17 protein-coding genes are annotated in these 16,474 nt (G+C 49.4%); all 17 read left to right on the top strand.

Annotation, left to right across the window (positions count from 1 at the left end; translation table 11 throughout):
* Positions 1-4: 4 nt before the first annotated feature.
* The 17 genes from sufD to purR all read left to right on the top strand — a co-directional run bounded on the left by sufD (position 5) and on the right by purR (position 16,474).
* A complete protein-coding gene (gene sufD, locus KZE55_RS01795; RefSeq protein ID WP_222258789.1) occupies positions 5-1,291 on the top strand; it encodes a Fe-S cluster assembly protein SufD in 1,287 nt (428 codons plus the stop codon).
* The gene (locus KZE55_RS01800) at positions 1,272-2,510 is read left to right on the top strand and encodes a cysteine desulfurase (protein ID WP_222258790.1); all 1,239 of its coding nucleotides are present in this window, start codon (positions 1,272-1,274) and stop codon (positions 2,508-2,510) included. Before sufD ends, KZE55_RS01800 begins: the two co-directional genes overlap by 20 nt.
* Positions 2,497-2,952 (top strand): Fe-S cluster assembly sulfur transfer protein SufU, encoded by a 456-nt coding sequence (gene sufU, locus KZE55_RS01805; RefSeq protein ID WP_222258792.1) that lies wholly within the window; start codon positions 2,497-2,499, stop codon positions 2,950-2,952. Before KZE55_RS01800 ends, sufU begins: the two co-directional genes overlap by 14 nt.
* On the top strand, positions 2,952-4,361 hold the full coding sequence (gene sufB, locus KZE55_RS01810) for a Fe-S cluster assembly protein SufB (RefSeq protein ID WP_222258794.1): 1,410 nt from the start codon (positions 2,952-2,954) through the stop codon (positions 4,359-4,361). Before sufU ends, sufB begins: the two co-directional genes overlap by 1 nt.
* A 17-nt stretch (positions 4,362-4,378) precedes the next feature.
* Positions 4,379-4,726: a metal-sulfur cluster assembly factor gene (locus KZE55_RS01815; RefSeq protein WP_222258796.1), complete on the top strand. Its 348-nt coding sequence runs from the start codon at positions 4,379-4,381 to the stop codon at positions 4,724-4,726.
* Between the two features lie 20 nt (positions 4,727-4,746).
* Positions 4,747-5,625 carry a helix-turn-helix domain-containing protein gene (locus tag KZE55_RS01820; RefSeq protein WP_222258798.1) on the top strand — a complete coding sequence of 293 codons (879 nt, stop codon included), beginning with the start codon at positions 4,747-4,749 and terminating at the stop codon, positions 5,623-5,625.
* A 497-nt stretch (positions 5,626-6,122) separates the two neighbouring features.
* Entirely contained in the window at positions 6,123-6,974 is an 852-nt protein-coding gene (locus KZE55_RS01825) for a DUF72 domain-containing protein (protein ID WP_222258800.1), read from the top strand.
* Positions 6,975-7,062: 88 nt separating this feature from the next.
* The gene (gene metG, locus KZE55_RS01830) at positions 7,063-9,087 is read left to right on the top strand and encodes a methionine--tRNA ligase (RefSeq protein ID WP_222258802.1); all 2,025 of its coding nucleotides are present in this window, start codon (positions 7,063-7,065) and stop codon (positions 9,085-9,087) included.
* Positions 9,088-9,090: 3 nt separating this feature from the next.
* Positions 9,091-9,903: a TatD family hydrolase gene (locus tag KZE55_RS01835; protein ID WP_222258804.1), complete on the top strand. Its 813-nt coding sequence runs from the start codon at positions 9,091-9,093 to the stop codon at positions 9,901-9,903.
* Positions 9,890-10,456, top strand: a complete 567-nt coding sequence (gene rnmV / locus KZE55_RS01840) for a ribonuclease M5 (protein ID WP_222258806.1) — start codon at positions 9,890-9,892, stop codon at positions 10,454-10,456. Before KZE55_RS01835 ends, rnmV begins: the two co-directional genes overlap by 14 nt.
* The gene (gene rsmA / locus KZE55_RS01845; RefSeq protein WP_222258807.1) at positions 10,449-11,342 is read left to right on the top strand and encodes a 16S rRNA (adenine(1518)-N(6)/adenine(1519)-N(6))-dimethyltransferase RsmA; all 894 of its coding nucleotides are present in this window, start codon (positions 10,449-10,451) and stop codon (positions 11,340-11,342) included. Before rnmV ends, rsmA begins: the two co-directional genes overlap by 8 nt.
* Positions 11,343-11,423: 81 nt before the next feature.
* Positions 11,424-11,657 (top strand): Veg family protein, encoded by a 234-nt coding sequence (locus KZE55_RS01850; RefSeq protein WP_222258809.1) that lies wholly within the window; start codon positions 11,424-11,426, stop codon positions 11,655-11,657.
* Positions 11,658-11,858: 201 nt separating this feature from the next.
* Positions 11,859-12,710, top strand: a complete 852-nt coding sequence (gene ispE / locus KZE55_RS01855) for a 4-(cytidine 5'-diphospho)-2-C-methyl-D-erythritol kinase (protein WP_222258811.1) — start codon at positions 11,859-11,861, stop codon at positions 12,708-12,710.
* 418 nt (positions 12,711-13,128) lie between these two features.
* Positions 13,129-14,040: a metal ABC transporter solute-binding protein, Zn/Mn family gene (locus tag KZE55_RS01860; RefSeq protein WP_222258813.1), complete on the top strand. Its 912-nt coding sequence runs from the start codon at positions 13,129-13,131 to the stop codon at positions 14,038-14,040.
* Positions 14,040-14,714 (top strand): ABC transporter ATP-binding protein, encoded by a 675-nt coding sequence (locus KZE55_RS01865; RefSeq protein WP_222258815.1) that lies wholly within the window; start codon positions 14,040-14,042, stop codon positions 14,712-14,714. The genes KZE55_RS01860 and KZE55_RS01865 overlap by 1 nt, the downstream gene beginning before the upstream one ends.
* Positions 14,708-15,505, top strand: coding sequence for a metal ABC transporter permease (locus tag KZE55_RS01870; RefSeq protein ID WP_222258817.1), 798 nt, complete (start codon positions 14,708-14,710; stop codon positions 15,503-15,505). Before KZE55_RS01865 ends, KZE55_RS01870 begins: the two co-directional genes overlap by 7 nt.
* Positions 15,506-15,637: 132 nt before the next feature.
* Positions 15,638-16,474, top strand: a complete 837-nt coding sequence (gene purR, locus KZE55_RS01875; RefSeq protein ID WP_222258819.1) for a pur operon repressor — start codon at positions 15,638-15,640, stop codon at positions 16,472-16,474.

A 16,474-nucleotide genomic window follows, 5' to 3' on the forward strand; every position in this document is an offset into this window, starting at 1 on the left:
CACTATGACTGAACTAGCAGAAGCAAAGGAACAGCTGACCAGCGCCAGCCAGCAGCATGATGAACCACAGTTCTTGCTGAACCAGCGGCTTTTTGCACGGGACCTGATGGAAAAATTGCGGCTGCCACGGATGCAGCGGTTTAAGTTCCACGACTGGCCGCTAATTGCCGATCAGCCCCTAACCTGGGTTAGTTCTAATACTGACCTGGAAGAACTCGCGCCGGACGATGAAGTAATCCGGGTGACCCAGGTTGGCCAGACAACGGTTAAAATTCATATTCCAGAAAAGCTGCAGGATGAAGGGGTCGTATTGACCGACATCTTCACGGCGGCAAAGAACTATCCAGAAATCTTTAAGAAGAACTTCATGACGGCCATCAAAGCGGACGAAAACTTGCTGACTGCCTACCACATGGCATACCTGAATGCCGGTCTCTTCTTGTATGTACCAAAGAATGTCGAGATCAAGAAGCCGATTGAAGCAGAAATCGTTCAGGACAACACCCAGGACCAGCCGCTGATTTCTCACATCTTGGTTGTTGCTGACCAGGGAAGCAAGGTCAAGTTTATCCAACACCTGACGACCGTTGGGAAAAATGAAAATCCGGCCAACATGATGATTGAGCTGATTGCCAAGGACAACAGCGAGATTGACTTCTCCTCTCTTGATGAGCTGGGGGCCAGCACCCACACCTACTTCAAGCGGCGGGCCGATATTGGCCGTGACGCCCACGTTGAATGGGCAGTTGGCCTGATGAATGATGGGGACACGGTTGGCGACATGGACTCTGAATTATTAGGCGAAGGCGGTTATGCTAACTCCAAGATGATTGCCGTGACGACCCTTAATCAGGAAGTCGGGGTCAACAACCGCGTTACTAACCACGGTAAGCACACGACTGGTCTGATCAACCAACGGGGAGTCATCCTCGAAAATTCTGAACTGATCTTTAATGGAATCGGTCAGATTATCCACGGGGCCCACGGTTCTAAGGCCGACCAACAAAACCGGGTCTTGATTATGTCAGATAAGGCCCGGGGAGACGCCAACCCAATCCTCTTAATTGATGAAAATGATGTTGAAGCTGGGCACGCTGCTAGTGTTGGCCCGGTTGACCCCCACCAGATGTACTACCTGATGAGTCGGGGGATTCCACGTAAGCAAGCGGAACGGATGGTTATCCGGGGCTTCCTTGGTGCCGTTTTGAGTGCTATTCCAGCCGCCGATGTCCGTAAGAAGCTGGTTGGTATTCTAGAAAGGAAGCTTACTGATGGCCAACAATATCAATGATTCATACCAAGACTTTCCAATTCTGGACCAAAAAGTAAATGGTGAGCGTCTTGCTTACCTCGACAACGCGGCGACCGCCCAAAAACCACAGCAAGTGATTGATTCCTTGGTCCACTTCTACGAGCACGATAACGCTAACGTTCACCGGGGGGTTCACACCCTGGCGGAACGGGCCACTGAGCAGTATGAGGCCGCTCGGACGAAGGTCCAGCACTTCATCAACGCCAAGGACCACAACGAGATCATCTTCACTAAGGGCTGTACCGACGGATTAAACCTCGTTGCCGCCACTTATGGTGAACAAAATATCCACGAAGGTGATGAAATCGTCATCACCATCATGGAACACCACAGTAACCTGATTCCTTGGCAACAACTGGCGATTAAAAAGCACGCCACGTTGAAGTACATTGAATTAACACCGGACGGCACCCTGGATATGGAAGACGCTAAACGTAAGATTACCGATAGGACCAAAATCGTGTCGGTAGCCCACGCCAGCAACGTCCTTGGGGCGGTTAACCCACTAAAGGAATTAGCCAAGATCGCCCATGAACACGGGGCGGTGATTATTGGTGACGGTGCCCAATCCGTTCCCCACATGCCAGTGGATGTCCAGGACTTAGACGTTGATTTCTACGCCTTCTCTGGGCACAAGATGATGAGCCCGACGGGGATTGGGGCCCTCTATGGCAAGGCAGACCTCTTACGGGCAATGCCGCCATACCAGTACGGTGGTGAAATGATCAATGCCGTTCACCGGGATGAGACCACTTTTGCGGATATCCCGTTCAAGTTTGAGGCGGGGACCCAAAACATTGCCGGAGCGATTGCCCTGGGGACCGCGGTTGACTACCTGGAAGAAATCGGCATGAAAAACGTGGAAAAGAAGGAACAAGAAATTGTTAACTATGTTCTTCCTAAACTAGAAGCACTACCTTACATTACGGTTTATGGGCCCCAGGACCCGGCTCAGCATACGGGGGTAATTGCCTTTAACATGGACAACCTGCACCCGCATGACGTGGCAACGGCCCTCGATGCTGAGGGGGTTGCCGTTCGTGCTGGTCACCACTGTGCACAGCCGCTGATGGAAGCGCTCGGCGTCAGTGCTACCACCCGGGCCAGTTTCTACTTCTACAATTCGAAGAAGGATGCTGATCAATTAATTAACGCAATCAAAGCAACAAAGGAGTTCTTTAACGGTGGGACTATCTAAGTTAAATGGCTTGTATCGGGACGTCATTTTGGACCACGCTAACAATCCGCGGAATAAACATGATATTCCTAATGCAACGAGTAAAATGACAATTCATAACCCAACCTGCGGTGACACGATTAACGTGGCCGTTGAGGTTGAGGGTGACCGGATTAAAAATATCGGTTATACAGGTTCTGGATGCACGATTAGTCAAGCCTCTGCCAGTATGATGGCTGAAGCAGTCAAAGGGAAGACCACTGAAGAGGCCCTCGACATGGCAAAGACCTTTTCCGATATGGCCATCGGTAAAAAGCACTCTGCAGATGACCTGGAAAAGCTTGGCGATGCCCAAATCTTGACCAGTATTATGGAATTCCCAGCCCGGATTAAGTGCGCCACGATTTCATGGTGGGCACTCCAGCGGGCCCTGCTAAAGAAAGATGACGAGGAGGAAGAGTAATGAGTGATGATGCAGCCAGCATTGTAAATAACGACGAAAATTATGAATACGGCTTCCACGATGACGTCAAGCCGGTCTATTCAACGGGACGGGGGCTTACGGAAGACGTTGTTCGTAAAATTTCTGCAGAAAAGCATGAGCCAAAGTGGATGCTTGATTACCGCCTAAAGGCCTACAAGATTTACAAGAAGCTTCCTATGCCGAAGTTCGGTCCGGACTTGTCTGAGCTGGACTTAAAGAACATGCTTTACTACCAAAAGATGACGGACAAGAAGTTCCGGGACTGGAAAGATGTTCCAGAAGACCTGAAAAAGACTTTTGACCGTTTAGGAGTTCCAGAAGCAGAACGGAAGTATTTGGCCGGGTCATCTGCCCAGTATGAGTCTGAAGTTGTCTACCACAACATGAAGAACGAATTCTCTAAGCTGGGAATTATCTTTACAGATACGGATACCGCCCTGCGTGAGTACCCGGACCTCTTCAGGAAGTGGTTTGGTAAGCTGGTTCAACCAACTGATAACAAGTTTGCGGCTCTAAATGCCGCAGTTTGGTCTGGTGGTTCCTTCATCTATGTTCCTAAAGGTGTTAAGACGAAGACACCAATTCAATCTTACTTCCGGTTGAATGCTGAAAATACCGGACAATTTGAACGGACCCTGATTATTGTTGACGAGGGTGCCAGCGTGGACTACGTTGAAGGGTGCACGGCTCCAAACTATTCTTCTGACAGTCTGCACGCGGCCGTAGTTGAAGTAAACGTCTGCAAGGACGCCTACTGTCGGTACACGACCATTCAGAACTGGTCCGACAACGTCTACAGTCTGGAAACCAAGCGGGCAGCCGCGGCCGAAAACGCTACGATGGAATGGGTCGATGGTAACCTGGGTTCTAAGGTAACGATGAAGTACCCAAGTGTATACCTGAATGGTGAAGGTGCCCGGGGGACGATGCTGTCAATTGCGGTTGCCAGCAACGGAATTCACCAGGACTCCGGTGCCCGGATGATTCACAATGCTAAGAACACCTCAAGTTCAATTGTCTCCAAGTCAATTGCCAAGACCGGTGGTTCAACGGACTACCGGGGGACGGTCCGCTTTGGTAAGCACTCAGACGGGTCTAAGGCCCACGTTGAGTGTGATACCATTATCATGGATGACCAATCATCATCAGACACGATTCCGTACAACGAGATTGATAACGCTCATGTGGCGATGGAACACGAAGCTAAGGTTTCCAAGATTTCAGAAGAGCAGTTATACTACCTGATGAGTCGAGGAATTTCTGAAGCGAAGGCAACGGAAATGATCATCATGGGCTTCGTTGAACCATTTACTAAGCAGCTACCGATGGAATACGCGGTTGAATTAAACCGGCTGATTAGCTTCGAAATGGAAGGCTCAATCGGCTAATAAACGGAGGTATTAAGATGGCCAAAGATAGTGATGAAGAAAAAGAAAGTAAGGAATACTCGCCGACCGAAGATGCGGTAATGGGGGCTTTGGAGAAGGTTATCGACCCGGAACTGGGAATCGACTTGGTAAACCTCGGCTTGATTTATGATGTATCGGTTGATGACGACGGCCTGTGCATCGTAACGATGACTTTAACAACGATGGGCTGCCCACTTGGTGACTTCTTGAATGATTCCATCACCGAAGCGGCCACCTCTGTTGATGGAGTAGATAAATGTAAGATTAACTTAGTCTGGGAACCGGTTTGGGGCATCGACAAAATGAGTCGGTTTGCTAAGATTGCTCTCGGTTTACATGGCTAATCGAAAAGGTGGGAGCGCGAATGGATATTCAAAAATTTGTCCAACGACGAAAGAGACGGGGCATTTCCCAGGTTGCACTGTGTGACGGTATCTGTACGCAATCCACGCTCAGTAAGTTTGAAAGCAACGGTCAAATTCCCTCAGTGTTAATTTTGGGAAAGCTATGCCAACGGTTAGACTTGAGTATCGATGACCTTGCTGAAGACGGGAAGTGTACGCAAAAGCCTGTCCACAAAACAGTCCTGGATGAGGCGGAGCTTAACCTGATGGCGGAAAAGTTTCCCCTGGTAATCAGCCAGTTGCGAAGCGTTAAGGAACAAAAATTGCCGAACCGCCAACAGCGGATGCAGTATTACTACTTGCGGGGGATGCTCGATACCCTAACTAATAACCAGACCGCCACAACGATGTTTAACTTCACACAGATCCTGGATAAGTTGGATGAGCAGCATGAAACAGTGTATTCCCAACTGGCCTATCTTGGGTCGGGAATCCTTTATGCCCGTAAAAATGAACTTGGCAATGCAGAGTTCTTTTTTACAAAAGTGATTAACTACCTGCGGGCGCAAAATGATTCTGTCAAGTTGGCTAAGGAGACGCCGACAACCTATTTGCGGCTGATAATGATGTTGTACTACGTTGCGGAATATGAAGCGTTACGAGAGCGCTACCCACGAAGTAACCACTGTCTAAAGATGGTGACGGACTTCTGTGCCCGACGCCATGTGACCTTCTTTATGCCGCGGACCCGGTTACTGCAGGCGAATAATGCAATTCGTGGTGGTGGAGATCCGGCTCACATTGCCGACCTGTTGAACGATGCGTTGGTGTTTGCCCGCTTTAACCACAATAATGTTGTTGAACTGCAGACTGCGGCGCTGAAAAAGCACTTTGCCTAAAAAAGAGAAAGCCTGGAAAAAGCATCAGAGCGCTTTTCCCAGGCTTCCTCTTTTCTATATAGCAGGTGAACTAAGCAAAGAAGACGACCTTCCCATCCACCTTGATGGGTAATACTGCTGAACCCTTCCGGTTCTCAGTCGACTTCTTAGTGTTGTGAAAAAGCTTCTTAGTTAGTAGCATTGTGATCGCTCCTTTCATATTTTCCATATTCAACATATCATCTTAAATGTCGACTGGCTAGTCTTTTGAATGATTTTAATTTCCGCCTCTTATTTTGTAAACTGTATAAATTTTCGGTAGGTCCAGGATTGAATGAATACTAAAGGAAAACTATGCATAATCGCTGTTAAAATAGTTAATAGGCGCGTGAATAATGAATATATATTTTTTCCAAAAATTAAGAATTTACTAAGCAAATAATGAGTAAGGGCCCGTCAATTGGGTTGCATTTATCAGCCCGGACCGATAGGATAGCCTTGTAATAAGGAGGGACATCATGACAAGAATTACGATGGGAATGACGACGTGGACGGAGCACCCCGTCCTGATTCACAATGAACAGCGACCGGTGACCCTTAACGAATACGCCCAACACTTTCCAACGGTCGAAGTTGATACCTTCTTCTACGCCCTGCCCCAGATGAGTACTATTCAGAACTGGCTGGCGGCAGTTCCGGAAGACTTTACCTTCATTATTAAGGCCCACCAGGGAATGACCCTTCACCGGCGTCACCAGGATAAGGGTAAGCTGGCGACTCTTTTTGAGCAGTACCGGCGGACAATCGCCCCGCTAGTAGCAGCTGATCAGTTAAAGACGATCCTATTCCAATTTCCGCCGTACTTTGACGCTAGTGTTGCGGATATTGAGTACCTGAAACTTGTTCGCACGTGGATGGGGCAGCTGCCGGTAGCGGTGGAACTCCGTAACAGCAGTTGGTATCAGCCGGGGGTCGTGGACTCACTAATCAGTTACTGTCGTGACCTCAAGTTCACCCTGGTGGCGGCGGATGAACCCCATGATACCGTGACCTCCGTTCCCTTTAAGTTGGTCACCACTAATCCGGAACTAGCCCTCCTTCGCCTACACGGCAGGAATAAAGAAGGGTGGGCAAACCAGGACAAAAGCTGGCGCAAGACGCGGACCCTCTACCGTTACAATGAAAAGGAGTTAGCCACTTTTGCCCAGACAATCCGGGCCCTGAACCCGGCGCCCAAAGGAATTTGCGTTATTTTTAATAACAACTCTGCAAAGGATGCTGCTCCCAATGCCCTCCAACTACAGAAGATGATGGGGGTCCACTTTTCGGGATTAGCACCCCGGTCGCCGGAGCAACTTGACTTGTTTTAGCAGCGGTCGACCTGCTCACTGCGTTGCTAATTATGCTATACTTAACGTCAATGAAATTCTAAAATCATACGAGAAAGAGGGGCCTCATATGGCTAAACAAAAACCAACCTATTACATTACAACACCAATTTACTATCCATCTGGTAAGCTGCATATTGGTAACTCTTACACTACGGTTGCCTGTGATGCGGAAGCCCGTTTCAAACGGCTAAATGGTTATGACGTCTTCTTCTTAACGGGGACCGATGAACACGGCCTAAAAATTGAACAAAGGGCAGATAAGCTTGGGATGCAGCCCCAAGAATACGTTGATAAGATGGCTGCCGGAATCAAGAAGCTTTGGAAGACATTAAAAATTACTAATGACAAGTTTATTCGGACGACGGATGACTATCACGAAAAAGCGGTTCAGAAAATCTTCCAAAAGTTTGTTGACCAGGGTGACATTTACAAGGGCGAATACGTTGGTTGGTATTCGGTTGATGATGAGGAATACTTTACGGAAAGTCAGCTGGCTGAAGTTTACCGCGACGATAACGGTAAAGTGATCGGTGGAAAGGCACCGTCTGGCCATGAAGTTCAGTTAGTTAAGGAAGAATCATACTTCTTCAAGATGAGCAAGTACGCTGACTGGCTGATGAATTATTACAAGGAACACCCGGACTTCATCGAACCTCATAGTCGGATGAACGAAATGGTCAATAACTTCTTGAAACCGGGCCTGGAAGACCTGGCCGTTACCCGGACTTCTTTTAACTGGGGTGTTAAGGTTCCCAATGACCCTAAGCACGTTGTTTACGTTTGGATCGATGCTTTATCCAACTATATTACTGCGCTAGGCTATGGCTCTGATAATGATGACTTATTCAAGAAGTACTGGCCAGCAGATGTCCATATGGTTGGTAAGGAAATTGTCCGTTTCCACACCATTTACTGGCCAATCATGCTGCACGCGTTAGGACTGCCTTTGCCGAAGCATGTCATTGGCCATGGCTGGTTGACGATGAAGGACGGTAAGATGTCCAAGTCCAAGGGGAACGTGGTTTATCCTGAAACCTTGGTTAACCGCTATGGCCTTGACGCCACCCGCTACTACCTATTACGGGCAATGCCATTTGGCAACGACGGGGTCTTCAGTCCAGAAGACTTTGTCGACAAGGTTAACTTTGACCTCGCCAACGACCTGGGGAACCTACTGAATCGGACTGTTGCCATGATCAACAAGTACCAAGGCGGCAAGATTGATGGTCAGAACGCAGCTGAGACGGTCTTTGATGCCGACTTTGAAAAGACGGCCCAGGACGCTATTACGGAATACAAGGAAATGATGGATAAGACCCACTTTGCGGACGCCCTGGCTGCTGTTTGGAAGCTAGTTTCCCGGGCCAATAAGTACATCGATGAGACCGAACCATGGGTCTTGGCAAAGGACGACAGCAAGAGGGAGGTTCTGTCTAACGTAATGACCCACCTGGCAAAGAGCCTCCGGGTAATTGCGGCCCTCTTGCAACCGGTTATGCCGGATGCCCCAAAGGAGATTGCCCGGCAACTGGGGCTGCCAGAAGAAGCGGTTTCCTTAGTAGACTTGCAATTCAATGACTTCCCAGCAACTGCTCAGGTGGTTGCTAAGGGAACGCCAATCTTCCCTCGCCTGGACGTCAAGAAGGAAGTTGAGTTCATCAAGAGCAAGATGAGTGCCAACCAAAAGACGAAGGGACGCAAGGCAATGGAAGAGGCCAAGAAAGCAGCCGTTAAGAAGGGAGAAGTGGCTACAGATGGCAAGAAGCTGATTCGGATTGAGGCCTTCGATAAGGTGGACCTTAAGGTGGCCAAGATTACCGCTGCTGACCACGTGAAGGGCGCTGATAAGTTATTGAAGTTCCACATGGATGATGGAACCCCAGACGGCCGACAGATCCTTTCTGGAATCGCCCAGTGGTACCCGGACCCAAGTGTTCTGGTTGGCAAGAAAGTTGTTATCGTTGCTAACCTGAAGCCCCGGAAGATGCGCGGTGAAGTTAGCCAGGGGATGCTACTTTCCGTTGAAAAGGACAACCAGGTAACGGTCGTAGCGATTGATGATGCCTTAGAGCCAGGCCTGGAACTGGGTTAAGCCATGGGAAAGAAGCAACGTGATTGGCGGCAGGTGTATGATTCCCACACCCATTTGAACGATGACCCCTTTTATGACGACGTGCCGGCCTTTGAGGACCGGGCAGCACATTATGGGGTGACCCAGATGAACATCGTGGGTTCAAATGCCAAGCTGAATCAGCGAGCCCTTGATTTGGGGCGCCGCTTTAACAACCTGCACCCCATCATTGGCTGGCACCCGGAGGATATTCGGACCTTTGATGAACTAGCCCGGCAAACTCTTCACCAGCAACTTGATGATCCGGTGGTTGTGGGGATCGGTGAAATTGGCCTGGATTATTATAACGACGAACATTCGCCCCATGAACAACAGCAAGATATTTTTGAGCAGCAGCTTGCCTGGGCTCGGGAACGGCACTTGCCCGTTTCTATCCACTGTCGGGACGCCCTGGCTGATACCTATGCCATCCTGAAAAATGCCCATGTGGGCGATTTTGGTGGGGTGATGCACAGCTTTAACGGTACTCCCGAATGGGCGGAAAAGTTCTTGGCACTGGGGATGGCAATCTCCTTTAGCGGGGTAGCCAGCTTTGGAAACGCCAAGGATGTGCATGCCGCTGTTCAGGCGGTTCCCCTGGAACGGATGATGGTGGAAACGGATGCCCCGTATTTAACACCGGCGCCTTTTCGGGGGAAACAGAACGAACCGGCCTTTACCAAGTTCGTTGTTGATGCGGTTGCCAATCTCAAGCAGGTTTCGTTTAGCCAGGTGGCCTACCATACTTACCAGAACGCAAGGAGGCTCTTTTTAAAAAGACATTATGACGAAGATTAAAGAAGTAATTGTCGTTGAGGGCAAGGACGATACGAAGCAGGTTCAAAAGGCAGTTGATGCTGACACCTACGAAACGAACGGTTCCGCACTGAATGCCACTGACCTGGCCCGGCTGAAAAAACTTCAAGAAAGTCGGGGGCTGATTGTCTTTACTGATCCTGACTTTAATGGCGAGCGCCTCCGGAAGATAATCAGTGCGGCCGTACCGGGAATTAAGCACGCCTTCATCCGCCGTGATCAAGGAGTGCCCAGTGAAGCGCATGGCAGTTTAGGGATTGAACACGCTGACCCCGCAGTGATCAAAGCAGCGTTGGAGCACCTTTACACCCAGGCGCCCGCAACGAACCCGCTTTTCTCCCAGCGTGATTTACAGGCGACAGGGCTAACCGGTCAGCAAAACTCGAAGCGCCGGCGGGAACGCCTGGGTCAGATCCTAGGAATTGGCTACGGAAACGGTAAGCAACTGGTTCATCGTTTGAACATGTTCCAGGTGACCGTTGACCAATTTACCGCCGCAGTAAAGCAAATTGACCAGGAGGAAGAAAATGAGTAGGACACCACAAATTGGAAGTCGTACCCGCACACGGGCCATTATGGAAAAGTACGGTATCCACACCAAGAAGAGCTTTGGTCAGAACTTCTTGACTGACCTCAACGTGTTGAAGCGGATTGTCGATGCCGGGGAGATCACCAAGGCGGATAACGTGATTGAAATTGGCCCAGGAATTGGGGCCCTCACTGAGCAGCTAGCCCAGGCGGCCGGTGAGGTCCTAGCCTTGGAAATTGACCAGGACCTGATTCCAGTTTTAAATGAGGTTCTCAAGCCGTATTCTAATGTTAAGATCATAAATCAAGATGTTTTGGCGGCTAACTTGCCGGCACTGATTCAGGACCAGTTTAAAGACCCGACGAAGCCAATCAAGGTGGTCGCCAACCTGCCGTACTACATTACCAGCCCGATTTTAATGAACCTCCTGAAGGCCCCTGTTAAGTGGGATGCCATTTGCGTCATGATGCAAAAGGAGGTGGCCCAACGATTGGCTGCCCAGCCGGGAACTAAGCAATATGGGACCCTAACTTTGGCGATTGAATACCAGATGACGGCAACGATTGCCTTTAACGTTTCCCGCCATGCCTTTGTACCATCGCCCAACGTTGATTCAGCAATCGTTGTTCTTAAGCCCCGGGTTGAGCCACTGTCAGTCCAGCCCTTTGACCAGCAGAAGCTTTTTGACTTCATTCGTGGTTGCTTTGCCCACCGGCGGAAGAGCCTGTGGAATAACCTCCAATCAGTTATTAGCAAGCAAGCGGACGTCAAGGAAAAGATGCGGGCGATTCTTGATCAAGCTGGAATTTCTCCACAAATTCGGCCGGAAAGGCTGACCCTCGACCAGTTCATTGACTTGGCCAACCTCCTCCACGCCGCGGGCCTCCTCTAAATTGACTTTTCTGTAATATAATGGTAATATTAATTGTTTAATAATTTAATGGTACTGTTTATTGCAGTGAGGTGAAGTGGAGTGCCAGAAACGATTGTGGAGATCAAAAAGGAATTAGATGATCGAATTGGCCAGCCAGTTTTAGTGAAGGCGCAGGCTGGACGTAAACGGGTGGCAACACACCACGGGGTCTTGAGCAAGACCTATCCAGCAATTTTCATTGTTCACTTAAACGATGGTCAAGGTTCCCTTGACCGAATCTCTTACAGCTATACGGATATTTTAACGCATAACATTTCGTTAGCTTTTGAATAATAGAACCGTGAAAGTTGAACGGTTAAATACGCAATAGCCTCCTGTGCCCGGCATTGCCGAACACTGGAGGCTATTTATATTCCCGTCATGCATGGGAGCATAAATGATTGATGCCTTTGGACCGGTAAGAGCTTGCCGTTTATTTCTCCCGTTAGTATAATCAAATTAAGTAGATTATATGTGGTTGGGAGGGAAGATTTCATGCGTGTAACTGAGAAGGCGCCAGCAAAGTTAAACTTAAGTCTTGATACGCCAATGCGTTACTTCGATGGGTCGCCACGCTGGGACATGGTAATGATTTCGGCCGACCTGGCTGACTATGTGACGGTTGAAACCCACCGGCGCCCAGCAACGATTAAGGTGTACACCAACAGTGGCTTCTTGCCGAACGACCAGCGGAACCTTGCTTATCAAGCGGCCCACATCCTGCGCAGCCGCTTTCACTGCAAGGAAGGGGTCACGATTAATATTAGGAAGAATATCCCGGTTGCCGCGGGCCTTGGTGGGGGGTCATCCGATGCGGCGGCAGTCTTACGTGCCCTCAATAGTATGTGGCGGTTGGGGCTTTCACAGCAGGAATTGGCGACAATTGCCCTAACGATTGATTCTGATGTTCCCTACTGTATTTATAGCCAGTTAGCCTACGTCTCTGGTCATGGTGAAAAGATTGAACTTTTACCGCCCCAGCCCCACTATTGGGTCGTGATTGCCAAACAACAGATTAGTGTCTCAACGCCCCAGATCTTACGGCAGATCAATTACGAAAAAATTGACCACCTGAACAATGACCAGCTACTTGCTAGCTTGCGGGCCCAAGATTGGCAAACAGCAATTAAGTACATGGGCAACGTTCTGGAACCGGTCACGATGAGCTTCTATCCAGAAATCAGACAACTTAAGGAAAAAATGGTTGAACTGGGGGCCGACGTTGCCCAGATGAGTGGTACTGGACCCACCGTGTTCGCCATCTGTCATACCGAGTCGCGGGCCAAACGGATTCAAAATAGTATCCGGGGGTTTTGCCGTGATGTTCATGTGGTGACCCTTTTATGATAATGAACAGGTCGGGAAAGGTATTTGAGTACTCCGGAATAATTAGTAGTTAGATTTGAGAACTGAAAAGAGTGTGGCTGTGACGTAAGTCCCCGATATAGTTGAAAATGCTACAGTAGAACATACAAGGGGGCTCTAGCGTTTGGAATTTTTCAAAAGCTGGAGCCTCCTTTGTGCTTTTTAAAGCCTTGCTTCGTTTCGGCCGGGGTGTCTCTGCAGGTTAGCTTCGCGGCGAAGGATGCTCCTAGTTCCTAGCGCCGCGGAGTTACTGACAGAGTCGTACTCTAAGGCTTTTTGCCAGTTTCGGTTTCACTCCCAATCTTATTTTTACTTTGATGGACTTGCATTGCGGGGTGATTTTCGTTAAGATAGTTTTGTTGTAAATAGTAATCGTTACGATTTAGGAGAGGGTTATGTAATGAAGAAGTATTGGACCGGTGTTGCTGCGTTGCTGAGCATCCTCGTAATTATCCTGGTACTGTCCTGCCTGCCACTTAAGGAGGGCCCGCGAGAACAGAAACCGATTCGGGTCGTCACCAGTCTTAATTTTTATGGTGAGGTAGCCCAGCAGGTTGCCGGTAAGTATGGCCAGGTGACCTCAGTGATCAATAACGCCTCAATTGACCCCCATGATTACCAGCCCAGTACCCAGCAGTCACAGCTGATGGTGAAGGCCAACCTGGTAATTCAAAATGGTCTTGGCTATGACCACTGGCTAACTAAGATGACCCGGGCAAGTGGCAATTCAAAATTGCGGATCATTGATGTTGGTCGCCAGGTTGCAGGAAAGCGGGCGGGGGCCAACGAGCACATCTGGTACCAGCCAACCACGATGAAGAAGTTAGCAAAGAAACTTGCCAACCAATATTCACGGATGGACCCCGACCATGCTGATTACTATCACCATCAGGCCCGGAAGTACCTCAAGTCATTGCGCCCGCTGGATGAGGAAATCGCCCAGGTTAAACGGGGGGTTGCCCAGCAACGGTCAGTTGCCGTCAGCGAACCCGTCTTTGACTATGCTCTAGCTAACCTGGGTTACCAAGTGGTCGACAGCCACTTTGCGAAGGCAACCGAGGACGGTAATGATCCATCGCCGCAGGATGTCAAGGACCTGCAAGACGCCATCATTAACCACCGAATCGCCTTCTTTGTGGAGAATGCCCAGTCTGACGACCACGTGATCAATAATATGGTTCAGCTAGCCCACAAGCATGATGTCCCAGTCTTGAAGGTGACGGAATCAAAGCCAAATGGAAAAAGCTATCAGCAATGGATGATTGACCAATATCAGGAACTCGCCAAGATTCAGCAAAAGGAGGTACGATAATGGCAGTATTATCGGTAGATGACTTAACGGTTGCTTATGGGGACCATACCGTCTTTAGCAACCTCAGCTTCACCATCAATAGTGGGGACTTTCTTGTTGTGGTCGGTGAAAATGGGGTAGGAAAGACGACCCTTGTAAAGGCTCTCTTAGGGTTGATTAAGCCTAAAGAGGGGACGATTAACATCCCCCAAGATACCCGCATAGGCTACGTACCCCAGTTTCGGAATCTCGATGAGGAATATCCCCTGTCAATTCGCGACTTTGTGGCCCTAAACAGCCGCCAGTCGCGGTGGCCCTGGTTGACGAAGAAGGAGCGGCACCGCCTGGACCGGATTATCAGGATTACTGACCTGACTAAGATTGCGGAACGACCCCTGGGCCTCGCCTCTGGTGGGGAAAAGCAGCGGGCCTACCTTGCCCAGGCCCTGCTTACCAACCCCCACCTTCTAATTTTAGACGAGTCTACTGCTAGTTTAGATAACGAGATGAAGTACAGTTTATTGGACCTGGTGGCACGTTTTCAAGAGGACGGCCTCAGTGTGATGTTCATTACCCATGATTGTGACCTTGCCCAACGATACGGTACCCGCTACCTTCACATGCAGACGGATGGGTACACGACGGGATCGATTAATGAACTTGCAGTAATCGTAAAGGGGGGAGAAGAATGCTAAGCCTTGCTTTTATGCGGCACGCCTTTGTCGCCAGTACCTTTATTGCAATCGTCAGCGGGGTAATTGGGGTGTTCGTGGTGGCCCGCCGACTATCCTTTCTGACCCACACTTTGTCAGAAATTGGTTTTGCCGGTGCTTCCCTTGCGGTTTTTGCTGGCTGGGCACCCCTCGACGGAATGATCCTATTTACCATGCTCAGCTCCGTTTTGGTGGGGCAGATGAGTATTAAAGAATCGCGGCGGGAAGCGGTCATCAGCGCGGTATCAGGTCTGTTCATCGGTCTAGGAATCCTCTTTCTCTCCCTCAGCAGCCAGACGGCCAGTTCTGCTACCAGCATCCTCTTCGGGAGCGTAGTGGGAATTAGTACCAGTGAAGTCCACCAGCTGATTATCCTGTCGGCAGTGGTTTTGACAATTACTGTGCTGATTTACCGTCAACTGAAATTTTCCTCTTTTGATGAGGTTGGGGCGCAGGTAAGTGGGGTTAACCAGACGGTCATTTCGGTTGCCTTTTTACTTCTCCTGGCATTGAGCGTCAGTGTGGCTGCCCAGATTGTTGGTTCACTACTAATTTTTATTCTTTTAACGATTCCCTCGGCCAGTGCTAGGTACTTTACTCATGGTGTGGCGAAGATGATGGGGCTGGCAATCCTTTTCTCACTGCTAGGAACCTGGGCCGGGCTATTATTAGGCTACTTGACCAACTGGCCGGTCAGCTTCTTCATTGCCGTGATTGAGGTCATCATTTACGTCATTGCCCTTTTATACCAGAACTTCATTGAAGCAAACTAGAATTGGTTAAACCCGCGTCAGCAAAAAACTTTGCCAACGCGGGCTTTTTTGGAAATAATTCAGAAAAGCCGAACATTTTATGGTAAAATTCATTATGAATTAATCCTTTTGGAAAGGCGGACAATGACGATTATGAAAGTACGAAGAAGCAACCGGCTGGTCGATATGACCCGCTACCTACTAGAACACCCCCGAACATTAGTGTCGCTTAAGCTCTTTAGTGAACGCTATGGTTCGGCAAAATCCTCAATCAGTGAGGACTTGAGTATTATCAAGCACACCTTCCAGACTTGGGGAGAAGGACGCCTGAAGACTATCCCCGGTGCTAGTGGTGGTGCTGTGTTAGCGCCCTTTTACTCCCAGGAGAACGCGGAAAAGGCAATCGCTAACCTGGTAAACGAGGTCAACGATGACTCCCGCTTTCTTCCCGGCGGCTATGTTTACCTGTCGGATCTGATTGGCCGGCCGGACATCCTCCACCAAGTGGGTCAGCTAATTGCGACTCAGTACATGGATAAGGACGTCGACGTAGTGATGACGGTGGAGACCAAAGGAATTCCGATTGCCCAGAGCGCGGCAATGTACATGAACAAGCCGTTTGTGATCGTTCGGAATAGTTCCCACATTACCGAAGGGCCGACGGTGAGTGTTAACTACGTCTCAGGATCAGTCAAGCGGATTAAGAAGATGGAACTGTCACGGCGGACCTTGTCGGCAGGGGCCAACGTCGTCGTTGTTGATGACTTCCTGAAGGGTGGCGGAACCCTGAACGGGATGGCGTCCTTGATTAGGGAATTCGATGCCAACCTGGTGGGGATGACCGTCTTGGCTGAAAGCAGCAATAGTGATCACCGCTTAGTTGATGATTGCACGTCATTAGTCACGGTTGATGCAGAAGATGGCGATCAAAAGACCATCACCGCACGTCCTGGTAATTTTATGGAAAATGTCTTCGGAAAGGAAAATTAG

It is taken from the genome of Limosilactobacillus panis, assembly GCF_019797825.1.
In the GTDB taxonomy this organism is placed as follows: domain Bacteria; phylum Bacillota; class Bacilli; order Lactobacillales; family Lactobacillaceae; genus Limosilactobacillus; species Limosilactobacillus panis_A.

Excerpts from the sequence above, each read along its gene's own strand:
- KZE55_RS01800 (WP_222258790.1), top strand. The coding sequence starts at position 1,272 with ATGGCCAACAATATCAATGATTCATACCAAGACTTTCCAATTCTGGAC.
- ispE (WP_222258811.1), top strand. The coding sequence starts at position 11,859 with ATGCGTGTAACTGAGAAGGCGCCAGCAAAGTTAAACTTAAGTCTTGAT.
- sufB (WP_222258794.1), top strand. The coding sequence starts at position 2,952 with ATGAGTGATGATGCAGCCAGCATTGTAAATAACGACGAAAATTATGAA.
- KZE55_RS01820 (WP_222258798.1), top strand. The coding sequence starts at position 4,747 with ATGGATATTCAAAAATTTGTCCAACGACGAAAGAGACGGGGCATTTCC.
- KZE55_RS01860 (WP_222258813.1), top strand. The coding sequence starts at position 13,129 with ATGAAGAAGTATTGGACCGGTGTTGCTGCGTTGCTGAGCATCCTCGTA.
- KZE55_RS01870 (WP_222258817.1), top strand. The coding sequence starts at position 14,708 with ATGCTAAGCCTTGCTTTTATGCGGCACGCCTTTGTCGCCAGTACCTTT.
- rsmA (WP_222258807.1), top strand. The coding sequence starts at position 10,449 with ATGAGTAGGACACCACAAATTGGAAGTCGTACCCGCACACGGGCCATT.
- KZE55_RS01815 (WP_222258796.1), top strand. The coding sequence starts at position 4,379 with ATGGCCAAAGATAGTGATGAAGAAAAAGAAAGTAAGGAATACTCGCCG.
- KZE55_RS01825 (WP_222258800.1), top strand. The coding sequence starts at position 6,123 with ATGACAAGAATTACGATGGGAATGACGACGTGGACGGAGCACCCCGTC.
- metG (WP_222258802.1), top strand. The coding sequence starts at position 7,063 with ATGGCTAAACAAAAACCAACCTATTACATTACAACACCAATTTACTAT.
- KZE55_RS01835 (WP_222258804.1), top strand. The coding sequence starts at position 9,091 with ATGGGAAAGAAGCAACGTGATTGGCGGCAGGTGTATGATTCCCACACC.
- rnmV (WP_222258806.1), top strand. The coding sequence starts at position 9,890 with ATGACGAAGATTAAAGAAGTAATTGTCGTTGAGGGCAAGGACGATACG.
- KZE55_RS01865 (WP_222258815.1), top strand. The coding sequence starts at position 14,040 with ATGGCAGTATTATCGGTAGATGACTTAACGGTTGCTTATGGGGACCAT.
- sufD (WP_222258789.1), top strand. The coding sequence starts at position 5 with ATGACTGAACTAGCAGAAGCAAAGGAACAGCTGACCAGCGCCAGCCAG.
- purR (WP_222258819.1), top strand. The coding sequence starts at position 15,638 with ATGAAAGTACGAAGAAGCAACCGGCTGGTCGATATGACCCGCTACCTA.